The organism is Nocardia sp. NPDC056564 (genome assembly GCF_042793755.1).
Taxonomy (GTDB): domain Bacteria; phylum Actinomycetota; class Actinomycetes; order Mycobacteriales; family Mycobacteriaceae; genus Nocardia.
Genome location: NZ_JBHTUR010000037.1, coordinates 1 through 24,302, shown reverse-complemented (window position 1 = coordinate 24,302; position 24,302 = coordinate 1). Strand labels below are relative to the sequence as shown.

Below are 24,302 nucleotides of genomic sequence, written 5' to 3'. Positions count from 1 at the left end.
GCACACCCTCAGGAGGGGAAGTATGTCCGAAACACCCGGTTCACCAACGCCGTCCAGATCTGACGGGCCCGAACCTACATCGCCTGTCGACCTCACCGACAGGCATCCGGCGCCCGGTACCGGAGCGACATTGCTGGCGGACGACCCTCGTGCTCGGCCGAAAAACGAAACACCGCAAGGCAGTTCGACCGAACTGATGAACATGCTCACGCAGCCGACCTACCGGCGTCCGCCACCGAAGTGGCGTCGGGTCGCCAGCCCGCGCGGTGTCCTGCCCGCCGCGGGTCTCGCCGGATTCACCGGCGCGGCACTCATCCCGTTGGACCGTCCGGGAATCGGCTGGCTGCTCGCCGGCATAGTCGCCGTCGGCGCGGTGTACCTGGTAGACCGCAACGCGCGTCGGTCGGCCGCGGTTGCCATGGCGAGCACGGTCGACACCGGAGTCGATTCCTCCGCCGCGCCCAGGGTTGCCGAGGATGCCGCGACGACATCGAATCCCGGAGGGGAGGATTCGACGTCGGCCGCGACGGCGATCGACGCCGGAAAACCTGAGCCGGCAGCCGCGGATTCCCAACAGACTCCACTCGAAAAGACCTCGGTTCCGACCGCGACGAGCCCGCGCACCGGGGAGCCGAAACCGCAAGCGACCGTATTGAAATCCGGCCCACAGCACAAAACCCTGTCCGATGCCGCCGATGCCGCCGATGCCGCCGATGCCGCCGATGCCGCCGATGCCGCCGATGGACGGACGGCACGGCTCGCATCGACGGACCCGACGACCGGCGCGCTTGCTGGCTCGGGTGGTGAGCCGTCCAGTTCCGCTGCGCCGTTCTCTCACGACACGAGCTCAACCGACCTGAGTCCGCAGGCCGGGGAATCGGGCGAACCCCGCCGCACCGCCGCCCACGGCGCACACAAAGATGATGCGGCGGAAGCGAACCCCCCAGCCGCGACTACTGCCGACAAAGAGACCGCCAAGGCCGCTACCTCGGCGACTGCGGGGTCACCCACGGTTGATGACGAGACTGCCGAGACAGCTGTCTTGGACACTGCGGGGTCGCCCGCCGCCAGTGACGGGATCGCCAAGGCCGCCTCTACCTCGGCGATGGCGAAGACGACCCTGACAGGTGACGGGACTGCCGAAGCCGCTGCCTTGGCAGCTGCGGGGTCGCCCACTGCCGGTGACGCGATCGCCGAGGACGACACTCTCTCGGCCACAGCCGGGACACCCCTGGGCGGCGACGGGACCGCAAAGGACGCCGCTTCAGCCACCGCCGAAACACCAGCGGCCGACGGCGATACCGAACCTGCCACCTCGGCCACCGCTGAAACAGCAACGGCCCGTGCGACATTCGATATCGACGCGAAGACGGATCTCAGATCGGGCGAGTCGCCGAGCGATCGCGCCGCCAACGCAACGGATGCCACTAAGACCGGCCCGCGGGGGGAATCTGGCGACGTCACCAATACGTCGGCAGGCACAGCGGCGTCCGTGGGTGCGGTAGATGCTGCGGCATCCGTGCAGGCGGCCGATGTGACGACACCCGGAATCACTGCAGATGCGGCGACATCCGTAAATACGCCTGAGGCGACGAGATTTGATGGTGGGGCAGGCACAGCGGCGTCCATACGCGCGGTAGATGCGGCATCGCCCGTCGGTGGAGTGGGCGCTGCGGCATCCGTGAGCGCGGCCGATGCGACATCCGAGGGCGCGGCAGCTGCGGCAACATCCATGGACGCGGCTGATGCGGCGTCGTCCCAGGGTGGGGTAGGCACGAGTTCATCGGAGGCAGGTGGACCGAACGATCCCATCGCCGACGACACCGCGCAACGGCTCACGATCCCCCACGGATTCGGCGAGAAGTACGCTCGAATCTGGTGGACGACGATGCTTCTGGCTCTGCTGGCCGTCGGCACCTTTCGGGCGGCGGGTTGGCTGTCCACTCTGTGTGTGCTTGTCGCGGGTATCGCCGGCTCGTTGGCGATCATCGATCGGCGCTCGGCGCGTGGTGTGCTCTATGACGTGATCGCTTGGCCGTTCGCGGTTTTCGAGGCCGTTCCGTGGGCGCAGGCGGGGATCGAGCGGATGCGGACCGGTTCGCGGCAGCGGGAGTGGGGCGTCGCGGTGTCGGTGGTGGTCACGCTTGTGCTGCTGGCGGTGTTCGTCCCGCTGCTCGGCGGTGCCGATGCCACCTTCGCGAAACTGCTGGAGTCGGTGACCCCGCAGGTCGACGGGGACCGGACGTTCCAGTGGATCGCGGTGTTCGTCGTGGTCGGTTTGGCTGCGCTCAGCGCGATGTATCTGCTGGCCGGCCCGCCGCCGCCCGCGACGGGATCCGATGCGGCGCAGCGCGGCCGGTCGCTGCGGCGGGTGGAGTGGGCGTTGCCGGTCGGCGCGCTGACCATTCTGTTCACCGTGTTCGTCGGCGCTCAGTTCGTTGCCCTGTTCGGTGGTGACGACTATGTGCAGCGCACCGCGGGCCTCACCTACGCCGAGTACGCGCGCAGCGGTTTCTGGCAGCTGTCGGCGGTGACCGTCTTGACCCTCGCGGTGATCCTGATCGTCCTGCGCTGGGCGGCGAAGGACTCGGTGGCCGACCGCCTGTGGCTGCGCGTGCTGCTCGGCGCGGTGAGCATCCTGTCGCTGATCATCGTCGCGTCGGCCCTCGCCCGCATGTGGACCTACCAGCAGGCGTACGGGTTCACCCTGCTCCGGCTGCTGGTCGAGGTCTGTGAACTCTGGTTCGGTCTGCTCTATCTGCTGGTCCTGGCCGCGTTGGTCAGCCTGCGCCGGATGTGGTTGCCGCGCGCGATCATCGGCACCGCCATGGCCACGCTGCTCGCCCTGGCCGTCCTGAACCCGGAACGCCTCATCGCCGACCAGAACATCAACCGGTGGGAGAACGGTAAGTCCCTCGACATCGACTACCTCGAGCAACTCTCCGCCGATGTCCTCCCCGCCACCGACCGCCTGCCCGAACCCACCCGCACCGACATCCGCAACCGTGTCCGCGACCACCTCGATCCGGACACCTGGCACACCTGGAACCTGTCGCGCGCGAACGCCGCGGAGTAGGCGGCGGGTCGGGCAAGGTCGCCTGGAATCCGAAAGGGACACCACCGAGCAGTTACTCGACCGTTGCCACCACCATGTCCCATTCGCCGCGTATCGATAGGGTGGTGGGGAAGTGGGCGGGTGGGGAAGGCCATTCGGTCGGGGGGAGCCGGGCTGGGGCGCGGTAGCTGCGGTCCGGGTGTCGGCGGTTGCCACCTATCGGCTGCCGACATTCCAAGCGTCTCAGCGAAACCGGCGTTCCGGTCTGTCTCTCATTCGACCAGCATGCTTGCCCAAGGTGTGCAATGTTGTTACTGCGCAACGGCATTGAGGGGTGTCTCGCAGCGCTGAGTAGGCACCGGGTAAGGGGGTGCGGCGGAACCATGTCGTCGTCCAACGTTTCCGGGGGGAGTTCCGCCGCACACCGCGGGCGGCACCAGGCGGTTCCGTTGTGGCCGGGGATGATTCCGCCACCGCGCCCGCAACGCTGGCATGCGCAGCGCCGGAATCGGCCGTGGCTGGTCGGGTCGGCCGCGGTCGTCGGGTCGATGGCCGCGGTGGCGGTGGTCATGGTGTACACGGCGTCGGCGAGTACACCCCGGCAGTCCGCGACCTACTCCGATCCGGTCCTCGGCGGCGGTCCTGGCTGCCAGCCGACCAGGAACGAACAGTTGGTGCGCGGCAACGGAACCGGCTCGACCACCTCGGGCCCGGACGTCATCCTGGCCTTCCAATACGCCTACTACGTCGCGAGATCGGGCGCCGACGCGCGCGCGGTCACCACCACCGACGCCCTCGTGCCACCGGTCGAGGTGATCAACGCGGGCATCAAATCCGTCCCGGCGGGCACTCAGCACTGCGTGATCATCACCCCGATGGCCGACGGCCGCTTCGACGTGGTGATCACCGAGGTCCGCCCCGACGCCGCCGTGCGCACCTACCGTCAGTTCGTGACGGTGACCGCCGCACCGGGCGCGGTCTCGATCGTGAAGATCGCACCCCCCGCGTGATCGCTGCGCACGCAGCGCCCCCGGTCCGTTTCGCCCCTGATCCGCACTGGCGCTCGGGATATGCACTGGGAATAGGGCACTGAAGCCAGTGCCGCTCCCGAGAGGGAGTGCGCATGCAGAGAAGGGTGCAGGCGCCCGGCGAACGGATTCGCGCCTACGTCGAAACGATCGCCAACTGCCGCGACTGCGCGACCAAAGTCCCTGCGCTGTCCCAGATCTCGAAGTCTTCCTCGTGGAACCCATCCATCAGGTAGTTGGTCGTCACCCGGCAGGCCAACCACCCCGGCGCGGGCCGGCTCCGGATATGCACGGTGAGCTCGATCGTGGAAGACCCAGGAATCCCCAGATCGAACACCACCGGCGCCACCGCGTCGACCAGGAACGTCAGCGCGATCGGATCGGCCTCCCGCCCATCCGCCAGCCGCATCCAGAACTCGACACACGTCGCACCCCCGGGACTGCCACGCCAGAAACCCGGAACCTCCGCCATCCGCGTCTCGGTCCGCTCGGAGATCGAGGGTCGCTGCCGCGGATAGTCCGCGAACGGATCGACACAATCCTGCGGCGCGGGCAACGCCGGCGGTGTGCCGTTGACCAGTGTCGGTCCCTCGGCCGCGCCCAGATCGGTGAATGTGGCCAGTACCCGCAGGATTTCCTTGTCGTCACGCAGCATGCTCGCCTGCCCGGTCGCGGTACGCCGCCCGGCCCGCACCACCTCGGTGGTGATCCGCGCGGGCCCGGGACTGCCCGGCCGCAGGAAATGCGCGGAGGCCGAAAGCACATCGGGGTGCGGGAACTCGTGGCGCAGCGCCTGCAAACAGGTAGCCAGCAGATACCCTCCATTCGTTGTCTTGATGAAGGTGGTCCACCGGTCCGACAGCGTGAGCGCGAACTCGTGCTCCCCGACCCGTTCGCTGGCCGTATCGCTGTCGAACACGAAACCCGCCGTAGTAGTCATCCCACGATCTTGCCTGCCGAACGGGACATGAGCGAGCGCGCATCCGGCCGTGTCCCGTTCGGCAAAAGCTAGCCAGTCCGTTGCTGGTCGCAGTGCGAACTACCGGTACGGCCCATAGTGCGCTCGTCAGCGCCCCGGCGAAAGGGAGACAGATGCAGACATTCGCGATGAACACCGACCTCACCGATTGCCGGGTGGATCCCGGCCCGATGTCCGCGGCCCGCGCGCATCGAGCGATGCAGATCCACCTGGACTGTTCGGTGGACACCTGCCGGGTGCGCCGGCGCGCCCGCAACGTCCTCGTGCAGTCCGGGTCGATGGTGCTCGATCCGCGCGCTGCCCGGTAGCTACGGACCGCCGCAAAATTCGTTCCGAATCGGACCAATCCGGTTCGTCGATCCAGGCGAATTCCGTTCCGTCCAATCCCCAGCACGGCCTCGAGCCGTATCGACGGAAGCGAAAGACAACGATGACTGTAATGCGACGTACGGTTGTGGCGGCGATTGCGCTGACCGCGTTGGTGGGTGCCTCGGCTTGTTCGAGTGACAACAAGTCCGACGACAAGACCGCGGCGCCGTCGGCGTCCGCGGCGATGACCACCTCGGCCGCCGCGTCGGGCGATCTGGTCGGCTCCGGCTGCAAGGCCTACGCCCAGCAGGTGCCGACCGGCGCCGGCTCGGTCAGCGGCATGGCGCAGGATCCGGTCGCCACGGCGGCCTCGAACAATCCGCTGCTGACCACGTTGGTCGCCGCGGTGTCGGGGAAGCTCAACCCACAGGTGAACCTGGTCGACACGCTCAACGGTGGCCAGTTCACCGTGTTCGCGCCGGTCGACGCCGCGTTCGCGAAGATCGACCCGGCCACGGTCGACTCGCTGAAGACCGACTCGGCCACGCTCACCAAGATCCTGACCTACCACGTGGTGCCGGGCCAGGTCGCCCCCGACAAGATCGCGGGCACGCACAAGACCGTCGAGGGCGCGGACGTGACGGTCACCCGCAGCGGCGAGGACATCAAAGTGGGTAACGCTTCGGTGATCTGTGGCGGCGTGAAGACGGCAAATGCGACGGTATACATGATCGATACCGTGCTGATGCCGCCGGCCGCGTAACCTCGCCACACCGAAGTTAGGAATGGTCCTTCCCCCTCAGGAGTCGTGCTCGCCGTGTTGCTGCCGCAGATCCATTCCAGATCCGTCCCTGTCAGCGATCGATGCGGAGGTGGGCATGCCGAATGAGCCGAAGCTCGCCGCGATCCGCCTGCGCCGCAACACCGGCGGAGGCGGACCGCCGGTGATGCCGTCGTGCTCGACCGGCGTGGATCCGGAGGAGGCCGAGCGGTCGCGGCGGCTGGCCGAACTGCTCGACGCGATCGCGGGCGGCGATCGGGACGCCTTCACCGAGTTCTATCGGGCGACCAGTCACCGGGTGTTCGGCTTGGCGTTGCGTATTCTGCGCGGTCACGCCGCGGCCGAGGAGATCACCCAGGAGGTGTATCTGCAGGCGTGGTCGCTCGCGTCGGGGTATGACCGCAAGCTGTCCAGTCCGATGGGTTGGCTGATGATGCTGACCCACCGGCGGGCGGTGGACCGGGTGCGGCGCGAACAGTCCGCCGCCAGCCGTGACATCGCTTACGGCCAAGCGAATTTGGGCCGCGATCACGATGTCGTCGCCGAGGAGGTCGGGCAGTTGCTCGACGAGCAGTCGGTGCTCGACTGCCTGGAGACCTTGACCGAGATCCAGCGGGAGGCGGTCGCGCTGGCGTATTACAGCGGCCGCACCTACAGCGAGGTCGCCGACCACCTCGAGGTCCCGCTGCCCACCATCAAGACCCGGATCCGGGACGGATTGAAGCGGCTCGAAAACTGCCTGACAGGGAGTGATACCTGATGACCGACCCCGAGCGGCCCGGCATGGACCTGCTCGACCTGGCCTACCCGTACGCGATGGACGCGGTCGCCGAGCTCGAGCGCCGCACCATCGAACATCGGTTGCGCGATGCCGATCAGGAAACCTCGGATGCCTTCGCCGCCATCGTCTCCGGTGTGCGGGAGACGTTGGCCGCGCTCACCGTACTGGACGCGACCCCGCCGCCGGCCCAGTTGGAGATCTCGTTGTTGCGGGCGCTCGACGAGGCGACCAGGGGAACGGGTAAGTCCCGCAACAGGTTCGAGCGGACGCGATGGTTGGCGGCCGCGGCCGCGGTTGTGGTGGCGATCGGCGCCGGGATCGGGGTGGCGGTGTACCGCTCCGCCGAACCGGGGCCGACCGGGCTCACCGCGCAGATGGTGCTCGAACAGCCCGATGTGCTGGTGAAGTCGGTTCCGGTCACGGGCGGTGGCACGCTCACCATCCGCACCTCGGCCCGAATCGCCGCCGCCACTGTGACTTTCGAATCCGTGTCGGCTCCACCGCCGGATCGTTCGTACCAGGTGTGGTTGATTCCGCTAGGCGGGACCGCGCACTCCGCGGCGGTGATGACCGAGTTGCCTGCCAGCGGTCCGGCCATGGTGACGCGCTTCGACGCCGTGGACACGTTGGCGGTCACGGTCGAGCCGGTTGCCGGTTCACCAACCCCCACGGGTGATGTGATCGCCAGCGTAAACCTCACCTGACCTCAGCTGCTTCGCACGCGTCGCAGCGTCCATCCCGACGATAGGGAATCTGCGATGAAACAAGTTGTGGCACAAGCACGCCCGAAACCGGTGTTCGAGCTGGCCGCCGCGGCGTTGACCGGGGTGCTGGCCGCGGCCACGGTGCTGGGTGTCGGCCATCTGGTTGCGGCGTTCATCGATCCGGCGGCCTCGCCGTTCTATGCGATGGGTGCCGCGGTAGTCGACCATACGCCACATGCGCTCAAGGATGCGGCGATTCGCCGATTCGGCAGCAATGACAAGCTGGCGTTGTTCGTCTCGATGGGCGCGGTGATGGTGGTATTCGCCGCGGTCCTGGGGATTGTGGAGCGTCGGCGCCCGGTGGGCAGTGTGCTGCTGGTCCTGCTGGGCGGGGTGGTGGTGGAGGCTGCGTTGCAACGGCCAACGGCCACAACCTGGTTCGCGGTGCCAGGGATCGTCGGGGTCGTGGCCGGAGTGGTCGTGATGCGAGTGCTCATCCGGCAGATCGGCGCCGATGATCACCGTCTGGGCGCAGAGTCTGCGGCAACCGTCGAACCGTCCTCGGACAGTACTCAGCGGCGGACCGGCGGTGCATCGCCCGTCTCGCATTCGAAGGATCGGGTGCATCCAGGTGTGGAGGGTAGGGCCGAACCGAGTACCGGCCGGCACACAGCGCAGTCGGCGAGGGATGCCGGATCCCACTTCGAGACGAACGATGACCAGGAGTTGGGTACCGGTCGGCACTCCGCCCCGGTCAGCGCCGATCATGCGGTCCGGCGCAACTCGCACCCGAGCGGTACGAGATGGTGGCGCACCCGGCTGCGCCCTGACCCGCCCACCGATGATCCCCGGCTGCGCGGCACGCAGTCGAAAGACCGGTTCCAGGCTGACGGAAAACCGGGTTCTACCGCGCTGGGCAGCGCTGCGGCGCAGCCGGGTCAGGCAGCCGGCAATGATGCCGAACGCACGGAGGCCGGTTTCGCGGGAGGGAGCGGTGGTGCGGAAGCTGGTGTCGGACGCTTGGCACGCGGAATGAATGGCGACCCAGACGCTGGCGCGGATATCGATGGCGGCGCAGATGCCGGCGCGGGTGCTGCGGGAGCCGGTGGTGATGCTGAAGCCGATGATGTACGTCGGGCGGGCAGCGTTGCGGGAGTGGACCATGACGCCGAAGGCGGCACCGAATGTGCAGCGGGCGGCGCCACGGAAATGAGTGGCGATGCGGAACGCGGCGTCGGTGATCCGGCGGGCGGTGGTCCGGGAGTAAGCGGCGGTACCGGAGGCGCTGCGGGAGTGAGTGACAGTGCTGACGACCGGGGCGGACGTGTGGCGAGCGGCGGCGCGGGATGGAGCGGTGATGCGGAAGCTGGTGTCGGACGCTTGGCGGCTGGTAGTGCGGTCGTCAACGACGAGTCGGGTAATGGACGCGTTGCGGGGTCAGGTGGGGATGCTGGCGTCGGGCGTGTCGCGGGAATCAGTGACGGTGCCGGGGGTCGGGCGGGCGGTGTCGCGGGGGAGGGCGACGGGTCTGGCGTAGTCCGCGGCGGGCCGGCGGTGTCAGGCGGAATCGGGCACTCGGTCACTCGAGATTCGGGTGGCGATGGTGGGAAACGTTCGCCCGGCGCAGGTGCTTCGCGGCGGCGGTTCCTGGCCATGGCCGCGGGAGTTGGTGCGTTGGCGGCGGGGGCGGCGGTTGCCGGGAAGTGGATCGGGGCGCGGCTGCATGATGTGGTGGCTGATCGGGCCGGGTTCGTCGTACCGCGGGTGGCTGTGCCGGCGCGGGGTGCGGGGCCTGGTGTGCGGCCGTCGGTTCCGGGGTTGACTGAGTTCGTTACGCCGAACGATCGGTTCTACCGTGTCGATACCGCGCTGCAACTTCCGGCGCTGACCAGTGGTGACTGGCGGTTGCGGTTTCACGGAATGGTCGACCGTCCCATCGAATTGGACTTCGACCAGCTGCGGCGAAGGACGCCGGTGGAACGGATGATCACCATGACCTGCGTGTCCAACGAGGTCGGCGGCGACCTGGCGGGCACCGCGGTCTGGACGGGGTACCCCCTGGCCGACCTGCTCGCCGAGGTGGGCGTCCGCCCGGAGGCCGACATGCTCTTGTCCCGCAGTGTCGACGGATTCACCGCGGGCACACCGGTTTCCGCGGTCACCGACGGCCGCGACGCCCTCCTGGCGATCGGCATGAACGGCGAACCGCTGCCGATCGCCCACGGTTATCCCGCGCGACTGATCGTGCCCGGCCTCTACGGCTACGTGTCCGCCACCAAGTGGGTGATCGACCTCGAACTGACCCGCTTCGACCGCGCCAAGGCCTACTGGACCGAACGTGGTTGGGGCGCACAGGCTCCCATCAAAACCGCGTCCCGCATCGACGTCCCCGCGGCCTTCGCCACCATCCCGGCGGGCGAGGTCACCGTCGCCGGCGTCGCCTGGGCCCAGCACCGCGGCATCGACGCCGTCGAGGTCCAGGTCGACAACCAACCGTGGCAACCGGCCACCCTCGCCGACGAATACTCCACCGACACCTGGCGGCAATGGACCTGGCGCTGGACCGCCACTCCCGGGCCGCACACCCTCCGCGTCCGCGCCACCGATCGCACCGGCACACCCCAAACCGACACCCGCACAACACCTTTCCCCGACGGCTCCACCGGCTGGCACAGCCGCGTCATCACCGTCAGCTGACCGCCCCGAACCGATAGCTGACCGCCCCCGAACCGATCTCCGCGCTCAGCGTGCGAAATCCGTGAACCAATCCGGCGATACCGGAGCCGATCGCCTGGTGCGAAGGCCTCCGAATCGGTGGTGAGGGCCACTCGGCATCCTCATCGACAGAGAGCCGTTGGCGCCGGGTAGGCATTGCTGCACGTGCTTGCCTGGACGCCTGTTCCTTTCTGTCGAGGTCGGTCCGGGGGAGCTGATGAACAATCCCGCGTTCATGTTTCGTGAGCTCCAGCTAGCGCTGCCGCTCCCGATGTGTGCAAGCGTCCGGAGCGGACATTGCTCCATGCAGTGGCTGCGACGACCGCCGATGCGCAGAGTGCCGCCGATTAGCCACGCCGACTTCGGTCCCTGAGTACGTATCTTGCTGGGGTACAACGGATTCAGAGGGCGTCTCCCACCGGGGGTGGATGCGAGTTCCGGTATGCGCGGTGGGATCTGGCGTTCTGGCCCGGGCTTCAGATCGACTTGACGGCAGTCCCCACGTGAAACCTGATGTTCCGGGCTGTGCCGATCTCGGTGCGGCGCTCTGTGCTGGCCGGCGAATCGTTCTTAGTCTCCACGTTCACCGCGCCGCGGCCGGGCGGCTGGGTCGATGTCGCGCCCGCGCTGCCCGGCCACATGCTGAACTTGCAGATCACCTGGGACCGGACTGGGGGCGGCGACAGTCGACGAACTCACACTGCGGCTGGCAGGCATGCACGGAGCGTGCCCGATCTGTGAGGTGTCGTCGGTGACGGTGTGGCCGACCATTACCCCCGAGGTAATCGTCGTGCGGCCGCGTTGTTCGTAGGATCGGGGGGTGAGTACGCAAACAGCCGGTGATCTGCTGCGGCATTGGCGGCTCGAGCGCAGGCTCAGTCAGCTGGAGTTGGCGGGGCGTGCGGAGACCTCGGCCCGGCATCTGAGTTTCATCGAGACCGGTCGCTCGACGCCGAGCCGGACCATGCTCGTCCACCTCAGCGAGCACCTGGAAATCCCACTGCGCGAACGCAATCGGTTGCTGCTCGCCGCGGGCTACGCGCCCGCCTACGCCGAGCCGTCGCTCGACACCCCCGCGATGGACGCGGTCCGGCGGACGATGCGGCAGATCCTCGCGGGTCACCAGCCGTATCCCGCGCTGGCCATCGATCAGAGCTGGACCATGATCGACGCGAACGACGGTGTCGCGCTGATGCTGTCCGGCATCGATCCGGCCCTGCTGACCCCGCCGGTGAACGCACTGCGGCTCAGCCTGCACCCCGACGGCATGGCGGGCCGGATCGCCAACCTCGCGGAATGGCGCGGGCATATCTTCGCCCGGCTGTCCCGGCAGATCGAGGTCACCGGCTCACCCGACCTCGTCGAACTGCGTGACGAACTGCGCGCCTATCCCGGTGACGAAATCGACCCGGCGCTGCCCGAACCCGACCAGTCCGTGGTCCCGCTGCGCCTTCTGCATGACGGCCACGAGCTGTCGTTCATCAGCGTCACCACCGTCTTCGGCACCCCGATGAACGTCACCGTCGCCGAACTCGCCATCGAATCATTCTTCCCCGCGGACGAAGACACGATGAAACGTCTGACCGCCCCATGAGCGTCGCCGAGCGTCTCGGCGCACTTCTCGGCGTCGCTGTCCACACGGTCACCGATCTCGGGGCCAGTCACGCATGGACACTGCACCGCGCTGAGCTGATCGACGGGCGCGTGGTCTTCGTCAAGGCGTCCGCTGAGCCGAGCACGGTCTTCGCCGCGGAGGCGGCGGGTTTGCGCTGGCTCGCCACCGGCGCGGTCCCGGATGCTCAGGGGGCAGTTGATCGGGAGCCGGATCGCCGAGCCGAGCGTTCGGTCTGGTCCGCTAATCGCGAACGGGTCGATCCTGCCGCCGAGGGGTTCGTCGTCGCGCCCGGTCTGCTGCCCGACGTGCTGGCCGCCGATGACCGGATGATCGTGCTGCCGTGGCTCGAGGATGTCGGCCCGACGTCCGGCGCGGCGGAGCGATTCGGCCGGGAGCTGGCTGCGCTGCATGCGAATTCGGCTACCGAGTTCGGTGCACCGTGGTCGGGCTGGATCGCCGAACTGCCGCTGGACAACACCTTGACCTCGGGCCCATGGGCGCAGTGGTACGCCGAACGCAGGCTCGCCCCCTACCTTCCACTGGCCGCACCCCACCTCGGCCGCGACGGAATCCGCCTGCTGGAACAGGTGATCGACCGCATCGACACCCTCGCCGGCCCACCGGAACCCCCCGCCCGCATCCACGGCGACCTCTGGTCCGGAAACATCGTCTGGACCCCCGACCGCGCCACCCTCATCGACCCCGCCGCTCACGCCGGCCACCGCGAAACCGACCTGGCCATGCTGGCCCTCTTCGGCGCCCCCCACCTCGACCGAATCCGCGCCGCCTACAACGAAACCCACCCCCTATCCGACGGCTGGCACACCCGCATCCCCCTCCACCAACTCCACCCCCTCCTGATCCACGTAATCCTCTTCGGCCCCAGCTACCGCTCCCAAACCCTCACCGCCGCAACCACCGCCCTCTCGATCTAGCCCACCCTGTCGAGATCGTCGCCGATCCCCCAGCAACGAGCACGGCTGCGGCCGCCCCGGCACCGTCATCGACGCTGAAATCGACGATTCCGATCAGCATCGCCCTGGATGTGGCTACCGGCTCGCGGTACATGACCGAGCACCCACCGGCGCGTCCCCACCACCATGTCCCGTTCGCTCGCTTTCACGACTTAGCCCACCCGTCGAGCGGTACATGACCGAGCCCTCATCGGCGTGTCCCTACCACTATGTCCCGTTCGCTCGTCCTCTCGAGTTAGCCCACCCGTCGAGTGGTACATGACTGAGCACCCACCGGCGCGTCCCACCATGTCCCGTTCGATCGCTCTCTCGAGTTAGCCCACCCGTCGAGCGGTACATAAACGAGCGCTCGTCGGCGTGTCCTTACCGCCATGTCCCGTTCGTTCGTCCTCTCGGGCTAGCCCACCCGTCGAGTGGTACATGACTGAGCGCTCACCGGCCGTGTCCTTACCACTATGTCCCGTTCGTTCGTCCTCTCGGGCTAGCCCACCCGTCGAGTGGTACATGACCGAGCGCTCACCAGCATGTCCCCACCGCTATGTCCCGTTCGACTGCAGCCCGTTGGCCGAAGGCAGCTTGCTGGTCGAGGTCGACAGCAGTTGCTGGTGCAGGCCGGTAGCAGCCCGGTGGCCGAGGCCGGAAGCGGTCGGCCTGGTCCGCCCGATTCCTTGGCTCACCGATCGAGCAGGTTTCGGTAGAGCGGTCCATCACATAGTTCCGCTGTTATGCCACAGTCACTGCGCCTCGATGGTCCCCGCTGGACCATCGAGCGCACACCGAAACCCCCATCCGAACACCACCCGGCCACCCCGGATAGTCCAACGCTTGGCGCCGAACGGGACATGACGGAGCAGCCGTCGGCGTGTCGTCTCCACCATGTCCCGTTCGATTGCTGCCTCACCGCTGAGCGGGACATGTTGGTGTGCCTGTGCAGCCCTGTCCCGTTCGCCAGAGACCTGGCCGCCGGAGACATGACCGGCGAGCGGGACATGCTGGTGCTGTCGTCGGCCGGTCAGAGGCAGCCATGTCGCGTCCAACAGCGACCCTGACAGTCGAGTGGGGCAACCGAGCTGGCGCCGGCCGGTTAGCGTCGTTATGTTCGCCGAATTCCGCGCCACCCTGGACGCACTCGTCCAAATGCGCCACGAGCTCGATTGAGCGCGACAGGGTGCAGCCATGGGGCATGCGAGCGCGACTATGTCCCGTCTGGCGGCACCCAACCAGCGATCAGGACTTGGTTGCGCTGTCGCTGGCCTGCCAGGTGTAGCCATGTCGTGTCCGACGGGGACCCTGAAGTCGGGTGGGACAACCGAGCCATCGCTGGCCCCTCAGCGCCGCTACGTCCAGCCCGTCAGCAACTCAACCGACCGTGACATGGTGCAACTGCGGCCATGCAAGCGCGACCATGTCCCGCCCGGTGGCACCCTGACCGGCGAGCGGGATCTGATGGTGCTGTCGTCGGCGTGTCGGCGCAGCCATGTCCCGCCTGGTGGCACCTTGACCGGCGAGCGGGATCTGGTGGTGTTGTCGTCGGCGTGTCGGCGCAGCCTTGTCCCGTTCGGCGGCACCCTGTCCGGTGTCCGGTGTCCGGTGTCCGGTGTCCGGTGTCCGGTGTCCGGTGTCCGGTGTCCGGTGACCGGTGACCAGTGACCGAGGAGCGGGGAGCGGGGAGCGGGACGTTGCGGTGTTGTCGTTGGCGTGTCGGCGGGGCCTTGTCCCGTTCGGTGGCACCCTGCTCGGTGACCGGGACGTAGGGGCGTTGTCGGTGGCGTGTCGGCGCAGCGTTGTCCCGCTCGACGGCAGCCCGCTCGACGGCAGCCCGCTCGACGGCAGCCCGGTCGGCGAGCGGGACTTCAGGTGCCTACCTCGCCCATTCCTCTGGCGTGCCTACCTTGCCCCGTTCCGCTGGCATGTCCTGGCTTGCCCGGTTCCATGGCTTGCCCGGTTCCCTGGCATGTCCCGACTCGCCCGGTTCCCTGGCATGTCCCGCTCGGTGAGGGCATGGACGGAAAACCGTAGCGTTCGAGAGTGGTTCTCGCCGAAGGGCGTTGGCGACGCTCAGCTACTGACGCGCGACATGACTTTCTCGGCGAAGCGGGACAGGTTGGCGATCTTGGTGTCGAGGGGTTCGGTGTCTTGTTCGAGGGTGTAGGGGAGGCGGAAGCCGACTATGACGTCGGTGACGCCTTTGTCCTCGAGTCGTTTGATGCCGTCGACGGTGAATCCGTCGAGGGAGATCACGTGGACCTCGAAGTCCTTCCTGGTCCCGTATTCGGCTCGCAGCGCATCCAATTCGACCAGCAGCTTGTCGAGTTCGGCCCCGTCGCCGCCGGCGTGCATCCAGCCGTCACCGCGCTGCGCGGCCCGTCGCAGTGCGGGTTTGCTGTGCCCGCCGATGAGAATCGGCACCGGCTCGGTGGACACCGGACTGATCTTGATCGGCGGAAAATCATAGAACTCGCCGTGGAATTCGAAGTACCCACCGGCCGTCAGCCCGCGCACGATGTCGATGCACTCGTCCATCCGCGCGCCCCGCTTCTCGAACGGCACGTCCATGATCTCGAAGTCATCGGGCCACGGACTGATCCCCACCCCGAGCCCGAACCGATTGCCGCTCAACGCCGCCACCGACGCGGTCTGCTTGGCCACCAGCACCGGCGGGCGGATCGGCAACTTCAGCACGAACGGCGTGAACCGCAGCGTCGTGGTCGCCGCCGCCATCGCGGCGCTGAGCACGAAGGCCTCGATGAACGGCTTGTCCTCGAGGAACTCCCGATTCCCGTCGGGGGTGTAGGGGTACTTGGCGTCGGAGTCGCGCGGGTACGCGATGCTGTCGGCGACCGCCATGGACGTGTACCCGGCCTCCTCGGCGGCGCGCGCCAACGGAACGTAGTACGACGGGTCGGTCATGGTCTCGGCATAGGTGAAGCGCATATCAGTCGCCTTCCTGGCGCCGCAGCGCCGCGTGCGCCCCGGCGCGGCGCCCGAAGAACGAGCCCTCACCGAGACAGGTTCCACTCGAATAACCGCCGGAATCCTGCGCGATATTGGACGCACAGGCGCCGGCGGCGTACAGCCCCTCGATTGTCGATCCGTCGGTTCGGCGCACCGTCGGCGGTGGTGCGGAGTCCGCCGAGGGTGAAGCCGACGTAGGTTGCCGCGCCCGGGGGTCAAATCGAAAGCGCCCCAAGGGTGTTGGGTCAGCGGGGTGATCCAGTCCGGGCGTTTGCCGAACTCGGGGTCGTGCTCGTCGGCGTTGACCACCACGTCGGCGGAGTCGTCCCACCGGATCGGCCGCGGCGCCGGAACCTCGATGCCTACTGCCATGGATTCGCGAACCCCTCCGGAATCATCGCGTCGAACATCGCCCGCATGTCCCCGGACAGGCGCATCAGTTCGACGCATGACCCGATCGGCCCGCCATCGAGATACGCGAATTCCATTCCCACGCCGTCGAATTTCCCCCGCGCCAGCACCTCGATCCCCGCCTTCCGCGCCGCCTCGAGCGCACCGTCGAAGTCCTCGGGCACCCACGCGACGTGATGCAAGCCGGGGCCGACCCGATCGAGATGTTCGCTGTACAAACTGAGCCCACCGCGCGGCTCGATCAGCTCCAACTGCTGACCGCCCGCGTATCCGAGGCCCACCGTGATCGTGTAATCAGCTGGTGCGCCACGCAATTCACACAACTGCGGCCCGAAGTGCACGTCCGGGATCGTGAACCACTTCGCCACCCCGTACCGCTCGCTGAACTGTCGCTGCGCCGCCGCCATATCCGGGACGACCCAGCACAGTTGGAAGATCGGTCCGTCCGCGATCATCGGATGGACGCTTCGACGGGGAGTTCGCCGAGCCGGCAGGCGCGTTTCGTCTGCGCCGGCCTGATCTGATCGCGAGCGACAGATGCCCGGAGCGCGAGGCTGAATCTCGCGCCGAACTGGTTCCGGGTCAGCGTTCGTGCGAGACAACTGGTGCGACCGGCTCGATCGGCGGAGAGCGGTCCTGGCCGAGCACGCAGTCGCCTTCGGGGAACGGGACGCGAACGGGCGGCTGGTGCTAGCCGAGGATGTCGAGAGATGCGTCCTCGGACCTGCGCGGGCGTGTGCTCCTGCGTGGTGTCGACACCGATGCGCCGCGCGGCCTGCGATCGCAGTCCGATCTGGCGGGCACAACTCCCGGCGGCGGGATTGCCTTGTGCCGCAAGGATTCGGCAGCATTCCGCGCCGATCGTCGCCCGCGCCCACTCGCTTCCCACTTCTTCAACTAAACACGTGTGCTTAACCCAGTCAAGGCCAGGGTTTAGTACAGTCCACCTATGCTGATCGCCGATTCGCGCGCGTCCCTGCTCGACGCGGGGGAGCGACTCATCGCCGAACGCGGGGTCGAGGTCCCGCTGCGGGAGATCGCTGCCGCCGCGGGGCACCGCAACAATTCCGCGGTGCACTACTACTTCGACTCCCGCCACGGCCTGATCGAAGCCATCGTCGACCGCCGGATGAACTGGCTCGAAGAACGCCGCATGCACCTACTCGCCACCCACGAAGCCGACGGCACCGCACACGAGATCAACACCCTGATCACGATGCTCGCCGCGCCGATCCTCGACCTGATCGCCCAGGCCGACGTCACGCATTACGGCCGCTTCCTCGAGGTCGTGCGCGCGCACCCCGTGGTCGCCGACCCACGCCGCCTCGCCGGCACCGACCGCGCCGCCGTCCGCATCATCGCCACCCGCCTCACCGCCGCCCTCCCGCAACTCACCCCGCGCCGACGCCGCCAACGCCTGGAAACCATGGCCACCGTCATGTTCGCGCTCATCGCCGACTACGAACGCACCCTCGAAGCGGGCGTACGCAAACCACATCCCGACGACGCCGGGGAAATCGTCGACATGATCGTCGCGATGCTGACCGTGCCTGCCCGCGACACCGAATCCACCGACCGAGATAGACCATCGCGCCGATCAGCGCGACGATCGGGTTGAGCACAGCGCCGGCGGCGCGGCGCCCAAGGCAGGACCAGATAGGTAGCGACCGCTGCGGCCGCCGTCATGGCCGCGACGGTCGACGGCATCGACCACCCCCTGATCTCGGCCACCGCGAGGTCCGTCGACGGTCGTGCTCGCCGGTCGCCGCGACTGAGCTCGTCGGCACATTTCGGCGGCCCAGTTCGCAGGCTGTCCACCGGCAAGAGTGTTAGTGGGTTCGGGCGATCCTGTCGGCGATGGGGATCAGCGAGCCACCCGGAGACGGCTTCACCGGTGGCGCGGCTGCCGCTGACAGCGCGCATCGGATTGGTCGCGCCATGTCGCAACAAGATCGGCGGCGCGGAACTCGAAGCGGTACAGGGGTTCATACGAGCAACGTTCTCGGTGCGGTTCCCGAGCGGCAGCGCGGATACCAATCGGACCCGACTGTGCGGCCCATGCCTCCGGGCGGGACATACTTCCTGATTTCCCCGCACACGTAACCGCATGCCATTCGGTATGCAGGAACCAGGAAGTGCGCGGGAACACCGTCAACCGGCGGCCCTCGGTGTTCACCGGTTCCCTTCCCGTAGGGCCTCTCGGGATGCGCACTGACTCTCGGGAGCCGCACTGGCTCTAGGGCCCTATTCTCGGTGCGGATCCCGAGAGGTAGTGCGGACGTTGGGTCGGAGCGGTTGGTGGGTGGAAGTATCCGGGCGATGCATGGTCGCCTTGGCGGCCCTGCGCCAGACCGAGGGGACGACAGCGAAGTCGAGTGGGTCGCACCGCGCAACGAAACGGAGCGGCTTCGCCGACTCCTCCGGCCGCGGCGCATTCACTCCTGCTCGGCGACACTCCACCGCACACTTCTTGATTTCCCGCACACCGAATGGCATGCGATTACCTGTGCGGGAAATCAGGAGGTGTGCGGAAACGTCACCTCCGTTGGCCTCGGCGTACTCGCGCAGGTGCTCGGCGGACGCCGGATCGGCAGGTGCCGCAGGCGCGGTGCATCGCTGCGAGCTGACAGGAACCGGGCGGGTGTAGACGAAGGGAAAGCCGTCGGTCGCATCCGGACGCGACGGACAGGGGGCGAGAAGCGGGTTCGCCCATACCGAATCAGGTGGCGATAGGCCGGGGCGGGCGTCGACATCCGAACCGCTCGAGTGGGGAACGAGGGCGAGGGCGCCACGACCAGCCGCAGTGAGCGACTACCCGCATCAGTCAAGCGGTCGTCCACACCATCCAGCGCACCCACCAGCTCGGTTGTCCGGAGTAGCCCTCCCGCTGCGATACGGTCGCGGGGTGGAACTACTAGGCATTCATCACGTGGCGATCATCGCGTCCGACTATGTGCGGTCCAAGCGGTTCTACACCGAGACCCTCGGTCTCGCCGTGATCGCCGAGCACTACCGGTCGGCCCGCCGCTCGTACAAGCTCGACCTGGCCATCCCCGGCGGCAGCCGGATCGAACTGTTCTCCTTCCCCGAACCCCCGGACCGCGCGAGCTGGCCGGAGGCGGCCGGGCTGCGGCACCTGGCGTTCGCCGTCCGCGACGTCGCCGCCACCCTCGACGAACTGGCCGCCAAGGGTGTCCGCACCGAGGAACTGCGCACCGACGAGGTCACCGGCAAACGCATGGCGTTCTTCTTCGACCCCGACGACCTGCCGCTGGAACTCTACGAGGTCTGATTCATCCCGCGCGCCCGCCGCGCCAATTCGACTGTCGCGGCACGCAACTCATCGATCGCACCGATCGGCTCCGCGTAGCCCACCCGGGTCCGCGCGACCCCGCGCGGGGTCACCACCCGCAGGTCCAGCCCGTAGCGGTCCGCGCGCTCACAGCTCGCCTCGGTCGCGTCCGGATATCCGCCCAGCCCCTGCGCCATCGCCAGCAACGCCGGCGCGTGATCGTCGTTGAGATGCACGATGGCATCCGCCGCGACCGGCACGATCGGATCCGGCGCCACCGCCGCGTACTGCTCGGCGGTCGCCGAATCCATCCGCCCGTATCCGCCGACCCACCGCACCCGGCGCACCCGCAGCACCCACACCGAGAAATCGCTGTAGTCGATATAGAACTTCGCCGCGGGCACCGCCGCCAGATGCGCCTCGCGCGCCGCGTCGGCCTCCGCGCCCACCGGCCGCTCCACCACGCCGGCCAGTGTGATCCTCGTCCCTGCCAGCGGATCCGCGGGCGCGTCCGGCGCCACGATCGCGAGACTCGCGCGCTGATCGCCGACCAGGTTACGACCGTGCTCGGCCATCCGGGACACGCACAGCACCGGCTGCCCGTCCAGCAACCCGTAGGTCACCAGCGACGCCCACGGCGTTCCGTCCTCGCTCAAACTCGCCAGCGTCGCCGTATTCGTCGCGGCGGCAACGGTTCTCGCCTCCTCGGCGGCCGACGGGCGGGCCGGATTCGCCACCGGCGCGGTCGGCTGCGGGATGGAGGGAGCGTCGCCGGGGTCACCGTGGTCGAGGGTCATGCGGTCTATCTTCTCCTGTCCCACCGACAAGTCGCCAGCGACCCTGATCCCCGGCTCGGCATGCGCACTGCGGCCAATGGATCGGATTGACCGCGCGAATCGCGCTCGGATAGACCAGACTTGCCGGGTGACCCGATACGCATTCGACGCCGACCACAACGTGATCGTCGCCATCTGGGCGACCGGACGCGGTGACCTCGCCCAGGCGGTGGCCACCCTGCCCCGGACGGTAACCCATGATCAGGCAACCAATCTGGCGTCGAACCTGACCACGCTGTCGCGGTTCCACTGGCGCACCTACACCCATCCGGCCAGCGCGGCGGGCGACCCCGACATCCCCAACAGCGAGGCCTGGCGCCGCGCCGAGGAACGCCGCAACTTCAAAGAGGTCGAGGCCGGCATCCGCAGCCCCAACCTGCCCTCCGAAGAAGGACTCGTCGTCTCCTACAGCGGCGTCGTCGAATCCGCGCACCGCGTCGGCCGTACCCTCTACGACATCGACGACCTCACCCTGCGCGACACCATCGCTGCCGAGGTCAGCAACGAACAAGCCGCCATCGAGTCCGCCGAACGCGGCGACCTGTCCGGGCGCGCCCGTCAAGCCGTCGAAATGTCGCGCCCCGACGTTTCCCCGGCCCAGGTACAGGCCGCCGACGACCTCTTACGCGCCGACCCGCTCGGCTCCATCGAACTGTTCACCGAACTCGACCCCGCCTCCGCCTCCGTCGCCGCCGCGCACTGGCTGCTCGCCGCCGCCGAGGTAGCGGGCGAAATGGCCGGCGTGCCCTGCACCGACGTGGTCGTGGAAGCCGACGACATCGAAGCCCTCCAGGTCGAAACCCCCACCCTGGTCCTGGAACGCCTGGACGCGGGGGAGAGCCCCACCGAGGTAGTCGTCGACCTGATCGCCGAAGCCATGGCCGTGCACGAAGGCCGCGTCCCCGCCCCGTGGGCGGTAGTCGGCCGCGTCGCCGAAATCGAAGAACAGGCGCGCAAATTCGAGGTCGACGCCGACACCCGCGAAGCCATGCTCGCCGGCTTCCGCATCAGCCGCCTCGACCCGTCCCGCCCCGCCCTCGACCTGCTCGAAGACCTCCTCGACGGCATCCGCGGCTGCCTGCTCCTCTACGCCGCCCACACCGACGACCCCGACGTGGAAACCCTCTTCACCGCCGACGTCCGCCTGGAAGCCGACGCCGACCCCGAACACCTCCTCTGAACCCAGCGGCTCGGAAGATGCACGGGCCGGCCTAGCGCGCCCGGGTTGCCCTCTCGCTGGAGCCGGCCCGCATCTCGATGGTCGCGTCCTCGCTGACCATCACCGTCAAGGAGGACCAGCCCGTCCCGGCCGACGAGTTGGCGGATCGCCGGGCACCGGTAAACGGCGATCTCCCCCTCGGCGACGCTCGCCGAGCGCCCGACCGACAAGGCTGTCCAACCCGGTCGACACCGCGCCCCGCTCCAAACGAACCACCGACCCCCGTGGTTCGGCCGAGCCCCGTGGTTCGGCCGAACCGCCCCCGCGACCGCAGTGAACCCCCTCCCAACGACCAGACCGCACGATCCGAACGCCGAACGGGACATGGCGGAGCCGACACGCGGGTATTCGCTCTGTCATGTCCCGTTCGACGACCAGATCTGGCGATTTGGTTATTGGGCGGGACGTGGCTGCGGCCGCATGCCGGTGATCGCTTACCCGCGGCGCGTTCGGTGACCCGCAACGGTCACCTGGGTATGTCCAGCCGGATCAATGCAGGCTCGTCGCCGAACGGTGGTGTTGAGGCAGGTGCGGGCGAATCCACCACCGTGCTACGTCGGGCCGAAGTGTGTGCGAGTCACTAACTCGAAGCCAGGGTTCGAGCAACTTCGATGGCGAGTGGCATTTTCGGCAGGAGGGCCCGCCGGGAAGACCCGCTCACTGTCACGGTGGGCACTGTCGCGGTGCGCCGACTCGTGCTGCTGGATGTCGTGTGCTTGCAGCCCTGATTGGCGTGCCCGGCATCGGCGATCGGCCACTGTCGGCGATCAGAAACGGGATGCGAACTTGGGCGATGCCGCTGCGAACTTGGGTGATGCCCCTGCGAACTTGGGTGATGCCCCTGCGAACTTGGGTGATGCCCCTGCGAACTCGGGCGATGCGCATGCGAACTCGGGCGATGCGCATGCGAACTCGGGCGATGCCTCAATGGCGACGGGCAATGAGTCGCCAAGTGCGCAGCCGAACCCGAGCGGCCTCAGCGACATCCCGCTCGACGGCCAAAGCCGGCGATCAAGTCATCGAGCGGGACATGGCTGCGGCGACACGCCGGTTTGCTCTCTGGCACGTCCCGTTCGACGAGAAGCTGTTGGGGGTTGGGGGCCGGGCGAGGTCGCTTGCGAGCGGGGGCTCACGTGGGGGCTGTTGTTCGCCGGCGCGCTGGGGTGAATCTGGTGCGGGAGTTGGTCGGCTCACCTGCACTGGCATCGGGGGCGATAGCCGCACAGGTTCTGGTTTTCCGCACACAGACTTGCCGCGTTGACACGGGTGCGGATGTCAAAGGTGCGGCGGTTACGAGCGGAGTTGCTTGGCTGACTCGTCGGGGGCGGGGTCGGTGCTCAGCCACTCGAGCAGGCCCTCGTACACGGCGTGGTGGTTGAGCAGGGTGAAGTGGTTTGCGGCGGGGATATGCAGGCCGTTGGAGTCGTCGAAACCTATGCGGCGGGCGCGGTTTCGGCCTGCGGCGCTGGGGGTGAGGACCAGGCCGTCGCCGATGATTCGGCCGAGGGGGTGGCGGGGGCTGCGGGTAACGCACGCGGTGACGAAGTAGTGATCGGCACCGGGGAGGAGGGGGACCTCGCGGATCGCTCGGCGGGCCAGCGAGTCCGTGTCGGAGCCCTGCCAATCCTCGTCTACCAGCGAGCCCTGCCGCAGATCGCGGATACCCGCGCTGCGGCGGCGCAGCAGACGACCGAACGGACGGGTCTCGGGGACGCGGACCAGCGCGGCGGACGCGTAGTGCACGAGTTGCTCGAGCGGCGCACCGAGATGTGGCGAACCGAGACACACGATATGCCGGACCGTACGCACCCACGCCCGCCCGGACTCGCTCGCGTCGAAGCACGCACCCCGGGCGATCAACCCACCCATCGAATGACCCACCAGCGACAGCTGCTCGATCTCCACCGGCCAATGCTCGACCAGCCGCTCCAGCAGCGCACTCAGCTGACGAGCGTTCTCGGAGATGTGCAGACCGCTGTTGTAGCGAACCTGCACGGTGCTGTAGCCGAGATCCTGCTCGAGCCCTTCGGCGTACGTTGTCCGTCCGCCCAGCCGCCACGCGTGCTCGGTCTCCACCAGCCCGTGGAGAAAGACCACCACCCGCCGACTCGGTTGCGCGACATAGTTTCCGAAATGCTCGGGCGTCACCGGCTCGCCGTCCACGCGCAACGTCATCGGCCCGGCGAGAATCGGGCGCGCGTCCTCGAGATCGTCCCCGATCAATCCCTGCAACGCGCCGAGAAAGCCTGCCCCGAACACCGTCCGCGACGGCACTTCGGCACCGGGCAGATCCGCGGTGCGCTCGGCCAGCCGGCCCGCCGCGACCGCCGTCCCGCTCACGATTCGGTACACACTGTCGGCGATCGCGTCATGCACCACCTCGACCGGCGCCGCGGCCGGACCGACCCCGAGCCGCACCGCCGCGAACACCCGTCCCGCGATCGCCCGATGCACGGACGCGATGCCGTCGACCGCTCCGCCGAGCTCGTCGCCCGCCAACCGGGCGAGGGCCCGGACCTCGGCCTGCCGCTGGTGCGTCTGCTCAGTCATAGTTTCAGTGTACAAGCGTGCACTGAAACCGTCCTGCCGACGGGAGATCGCGACGTTAACCCTGGTAACCCGCCGAGTCTGGTCACGCGCGTCCAGCC

General features: G+C 68.1%; 18 protein-coding genes and 2 pseudogenes. 13 read left to right on the top strand and 7 right to left on the bottom strand.

All coding sequences use genetic code 11. From position 1 onward, the window contains the following. Positions 1–1,888: 1,888 nt before the first annotated feature. Both ACFQ9K_RS44305 and ACFQ9K_RS44300 read left to right on the top strand, forming a co-directional pair. Complete coding sequence (locus ACFQ9K_RS44305) at positions 1,889–3,076, top strand: DUF4153 domain-containing protein (protein WP_378721974.1); 1,188 nt, start codon at positions 1,889–1,891, stop codon at positions 3,074–3,076. 440 nt (positions 3,077–3,516) lie between these two features. Continuing rightward, complete coding sequence (locus tag ACFQ9K_RS44300; protein WP_378721973.1) at positions 3,517–4,065, top strand: hypothetical protein; 549 nt, start codon at positions 3,517–3,519, stop codon at positions 4,063–4,065. A 154-nt stretch (positions 4,066–4,219) separates the two neighbouring features. On the opposite strand, the gene ACFQ9K_RS44295 is transcribed toward ACFQ9K_RS44300, so the two are convergent. After that, the gene (locus ACFQ9K_RS44295; protein WP_378721972.1) at positions 4,220–5,023 is read right to left on the bottom strand and encodes a thioesterase family protein; all 804 of its coding nucleotides are present in this window, start codon (positions 5,021–5,023) and stop codon (positions 4,220–4,222) included. A 152-nt stretch (positions 5,024–5,175) separates the two neighbouring features. Between ACFQ9K_RS44295 and ACFQ9K_RS44290 the strand changes: the two genes are divergently transcribed. The 4 genes from ACFQ9K_RS44290 to ACFQ9K_RS44275 all read left to right on the top strand — a co-directional run bounded on the left by ACFQ9K_RS44290 (position 5,176) and on the right by ACFQ9K_RS44275 (position 7,637). Further along, entirely contained in the window at positions 5,176–5,370 is a 195-nt protein-coding gene (locus ACFQ9K_RS44290; RefSeq protein WP_378721971.1) for a hypothetical protein, read from the top strand. Positions 5,371–5,492: 122 nt separating this feature from the next. Beyond that, on the top strand, positions 5,493–6,134 hold the full coding sequence (locus ACFQ9K_RS44285; protein ID WP_378721970.1) for a fasciclin domain-containing protein: 642 nt from the start codon (positions 5,493–5,495) through the stop codon (positions 6,132–6,134). A gap of 115 nt (positions 6,135–6,249) precedes the next feature. Next, positions 6,250–6,912, top strand: a complete 663-nt coding sequence (gene sigK, locus ACFQ9K_RS44280; protein WP_378984535.1) for an ECF RNA polymerase sigma factor SigK — start codon at positions 6,250–6,252, stop codon at positions 6,910–6,912. Continuing rightward, a complete protein-coding gene (locus ACFQ9K_RS44275) occupies positions 6,912–7,637 on the top strand; it encodes an anti-sigma factor domain-containing protein (RefSeq protein WP_378721969.1) in 726 nt (241 codons plus the stop codon). The genes sigK and ACFQ9K_RS44275 overlap by 1 nt, the downstream gene beginning before the upstream one ends. Here the strand turns inward: ACFQ9K_RS44275 and ACFQ9K_RS44270 are convergent. After that, positions 7,590–8,801, bottom strand: a complete 1,212-nt coding sequence (locus tag ACFQ9K_RS44270) for a hypothetical protein (protein WP_378721968.1) — start codon at positions 8,799–8,801, stop codon at positions 7,590–7,592. The genes ACFQ9K_RS44275 and ACFQ9K_RS44270 overlap by 48 nt on opposite strands. Positions 8,802–9,260: 459 nt before the next feature. On the opposite strand from ACFQ9K_RS44270, the pseudogene ACFQ9K_RS44265 reads away from it, so the two are divergent. From ACFQ9K_RS44265 to ACFQ9K_RS44250, 4 genes and pseudogenes are all read left to right on the top strand, one after another. Then, positions 9,261–10,334: pseudogene (locus ACFQ9K_RS44265) on the top strand (molybdopterin-dependent oxidoreductase); the annotation flags it as partial. Positions 10,335–10,865: 531 nt separating this feature from the next. Continuing rightward, positions 10,866–11,093: an AIM24 family protein gene (locus ACFQ9K_RS44260; protein WP_378721967.1), complete on the top strand. Its 228-nt coding sequence runs from the start codon at positions 10,866–10,868 to the stop codon at positions 11,091–11,093. A 79-nt stretch (positions 11,094–11,172) separates the two neighbouring features. Then, complete coding sequence (locus tag ACFQ9K_RS44255; protein ID WP_378721966.1) at positions 11,173–11,946, top strand: helix-turn-helix domain-containing protein; 774 nt, start codon at positions 11,173–11,175, stop codon at positions 11,944–11,946. Beyond that, positions 11,943–12,902, top strand: a complete 960-nt coding sequence (locus tag ACFQ9K_RS44250) for a fructosamine kinase family protein (protein WP_378721965.1) — start codon at positions 11,943–11,945, stop codon at positions 12,900–12,902. The genes ACFQ9K_RS44255 and ACFQ9K_RS44250 overlap by 4 nt, the downstream gene beginning before the upstream one ends. A gap of 2,097 nt (positions 12,903–14,999) precedes the next feature. On the opposite strand, the gene ACFQ9K_RS44245 is transcribed toward ACFQ9K_RS44250, so the two are convergent. The 3 genes and pseudogenes from ACFQ9K_RS44245 to ACFQ9K_RS44235 all read right to left on the bottom strand — a co-directional run bounded on the left by ACFQ9K_RS44245 (position 15,000) and on the right by ACFQ9K_RS44235 (position 16,762). Continuing rightward, a complete protein-coding gene (locus ACFQ9K_RS44245) occupies positions 15,000–15,875 on the bottom strand; it encodes a TIGR03619 family F420-dependent LLM class oxidoreductase (RefSeq protein ID WP_378721964.1) in 876 nt (291 codons plus the stop codon). Position 15,876: 1 nt separating this feature from the next. Next, positions 15,877–16,184: pseudogene (locus tag ACFQ9K_RS44240) on the bottom strand (FAD-binding protein); the annotation flags it as partial. Positions 16,185–16,258: 74 nt separating this feature from the next. Beyond that, the gene (locus tag ACFQ9K_RS44235; protein ID WP_378721963.1) at positions 16,259–16,762 is read right to left on the bottom strand and encodes a VOC family protein; all 504 of its coding nucleotides are present in this window, start codon (positions 16,760–16,762) and stop codon (positions 16,259–16,261) included. 494 nt (positions 16,763–17,256) lie between these two features. Here ACFQ9K_RS44235 and ACFQ9K_RS44230 point away from each other — a divergent pair, with 494 nt between their 5' ends. Further along, a complete protein-coding gene (locus tag ACFQ9K_RS44230; protein WP_378721962.1) occupies positions 17,257–17,925 on the top strand; it encodes a TetR/AcrR family transcriptional regulator in 669 nt (222 codons plus the stop codon). Between the two features lie 1,287 nt (positions 17,926–19,212). Then, a complete protein-coding gene (locus ACFQ9K_RS44225; RefSeq protein ID WP_223884949.1) occupies positions 19,213–19,599 on the top strand; it encodes a VOC family protein in 387 nt (128 codons plus the stop codon). On the opposite strand, the gene ACFQ9K_RS44220 is transcribed toward ACFQ9K_RS44225, so the two are convergent. Then, positions 19,587–20,396 carry a HugZ family protein gene (locus ACFQ9K_RS44220; protein ID WP_378721961.1) on the bottom strand — a complete coding sequence of 270 codons (810 nt, stop codon included), beginning with the start codon at positions 20,394–20,396 and terminating at the stop codon, positions 19,587–19,589. The genes ACFQ9K_RS44225 and ACFQ9K_RS44220 overlap by 13 nt on opposite strands. A gap of 127 nt (positions 20,397–20,523) precedes the next feature. On the opposite strand from ACFQ9K_RS44220, the gene ACFQ9K_RS44215 reads away from it, so the two are divergent. Continuing rightward, positions 20,524–21,615, top strand: a complete 1,092-nt coding sequence (locus ACFQ9K_RS44215; RefSeq protein WP_223884950.1) for a hypothetical protein — start codon at positions 20,524–20,526, stop codon at positions 21,613–21,615. A 1,329-nt stretch (positions 21,616–22,944) separates the two neighbouring features. On the opposite strand, the gene ACFQ9K_RS44210 is transcribed toward ACFQ9K_RS44215, so the two are convergent. Further along, positions 22,945–24,204 carry a lipase family alpha/beta hydrolase gene (locus ACFQ9K_RS44210; RefSeq protein WP_378721960.1) on the bottom strand — a complete coding sequence of 420 codons (1,260 nt, stop codon included), beginning with the start codon at positions 24,202–24,204 and terminating at the stop codon, positions 22,945–22,947. Positions 24,205–24,302 lie beyond the last annotated feature (98 nt).

Coding starts and splice junctions, on each gene's coding strand:
- ACFQ9K_RS44305 (WP_378721974.1), top strand. CDS start 1,889: ATGCTTCTGGCTCTGCTGGCCGTCGGCACCTTTCGGGCGGCGGGTTGG.
- ACFQ9K_RS44300 (WP_378721973.1), top strand. CDS start 3,517: ATGATTCCGCCACCGCGCCCGCAACGCTGGCATGCGCAGCGCCGGAAT.
- ACFQ9K_RS44295 (WP_378721972.1), bottom strand. CDS start 5,023: ATGACTACTACGGCGGGTTTCGTGTTCGACAGCGATACGGCCAGCGAA.
- ACFQ9K_RS44290 (WP_378721971.1), top strand. CDS start 5,176: ATGCAGACATTCGCGATGAACACCGACCTCACCGATTGCCGGGTGGAT.
- ACFQ9K_RS44285 (WP_378721970.1), top strand. CDS start 5,493: ATGACTGTAATGCGACGTACGGTTGTGGCGGCGATTGCGCTGACCGCG.
- sigK (WP_378984535.1), top strand. CDS start 6,250: ATGCCGAATGAGCCGAAGCTCGCCGCGATCCGCCTGCGCCGCAACACC.
- ACFQ9K_RS44275 (WP_378721969.1), top strand. CDS start 6,912: ATGACCGACCCCGAGCGGCCCGGCATGGACCTGCTCGACCTGGCCTAC.
- ACFQ9K_RS44270 (WP_378721968.1), bottom strand. CDS start 8,801: ATGGTCCACTCCCGCAACGCTGCCCGCCCGACGTACATCATCGGCTTC.
- ACFQ9K_RS44260 (WP_378721967.1), top strand. CDS start 10,866: ATGTTCCGGGCTGTGCCGATCTCGGTGCGGCGCTCTGTGCTGGCCGGC.
- ACFQ9K_RS44250 (WP_378721965.1), top strand. CDS start 11,943: ATGAGCGTCGCCGAGCGTCTCGGCGCACTTCTCGGCGTCGCTGTCCAC.
- ACFQ9K_RS44245 (WP_378721964.1), bottom strand. CDS start 15,875: ATGCGCTTCACCTATGCCGAGACCATGACCGACCCGTCGTACTACGTT.
- ACFQ9K_RS44235 (WP_378721963.1), bottom strand. CDS start 16,762: ATGATCGCGGACGGACCGATCTTCCAACTGTGCTGGGTCGTCCCGGAT.
- ACFQ9K_RS44230 (WP_378721962.1), top strand. CDS start 17,257: ATGCTGATCGCCGATTCGCGCGCGTCCCTGCTCGACGCGGGGGAGCGA.
- ACFQ9K_RS44220 (WP_378721961.1), bottom strand. CDS start 20,396: ATGACCCTCGACCACGGTGACCCCGGCGACGCTCCCTCCATCCCGCAG.
- ACFQ9K_RS44210 (WP_378721960.1), bottom strand. CDS start 24,204: ATGACTGAGCAGACGCACCAGCGGCAGGCCGAGGTCCGGGCCCTCGCC.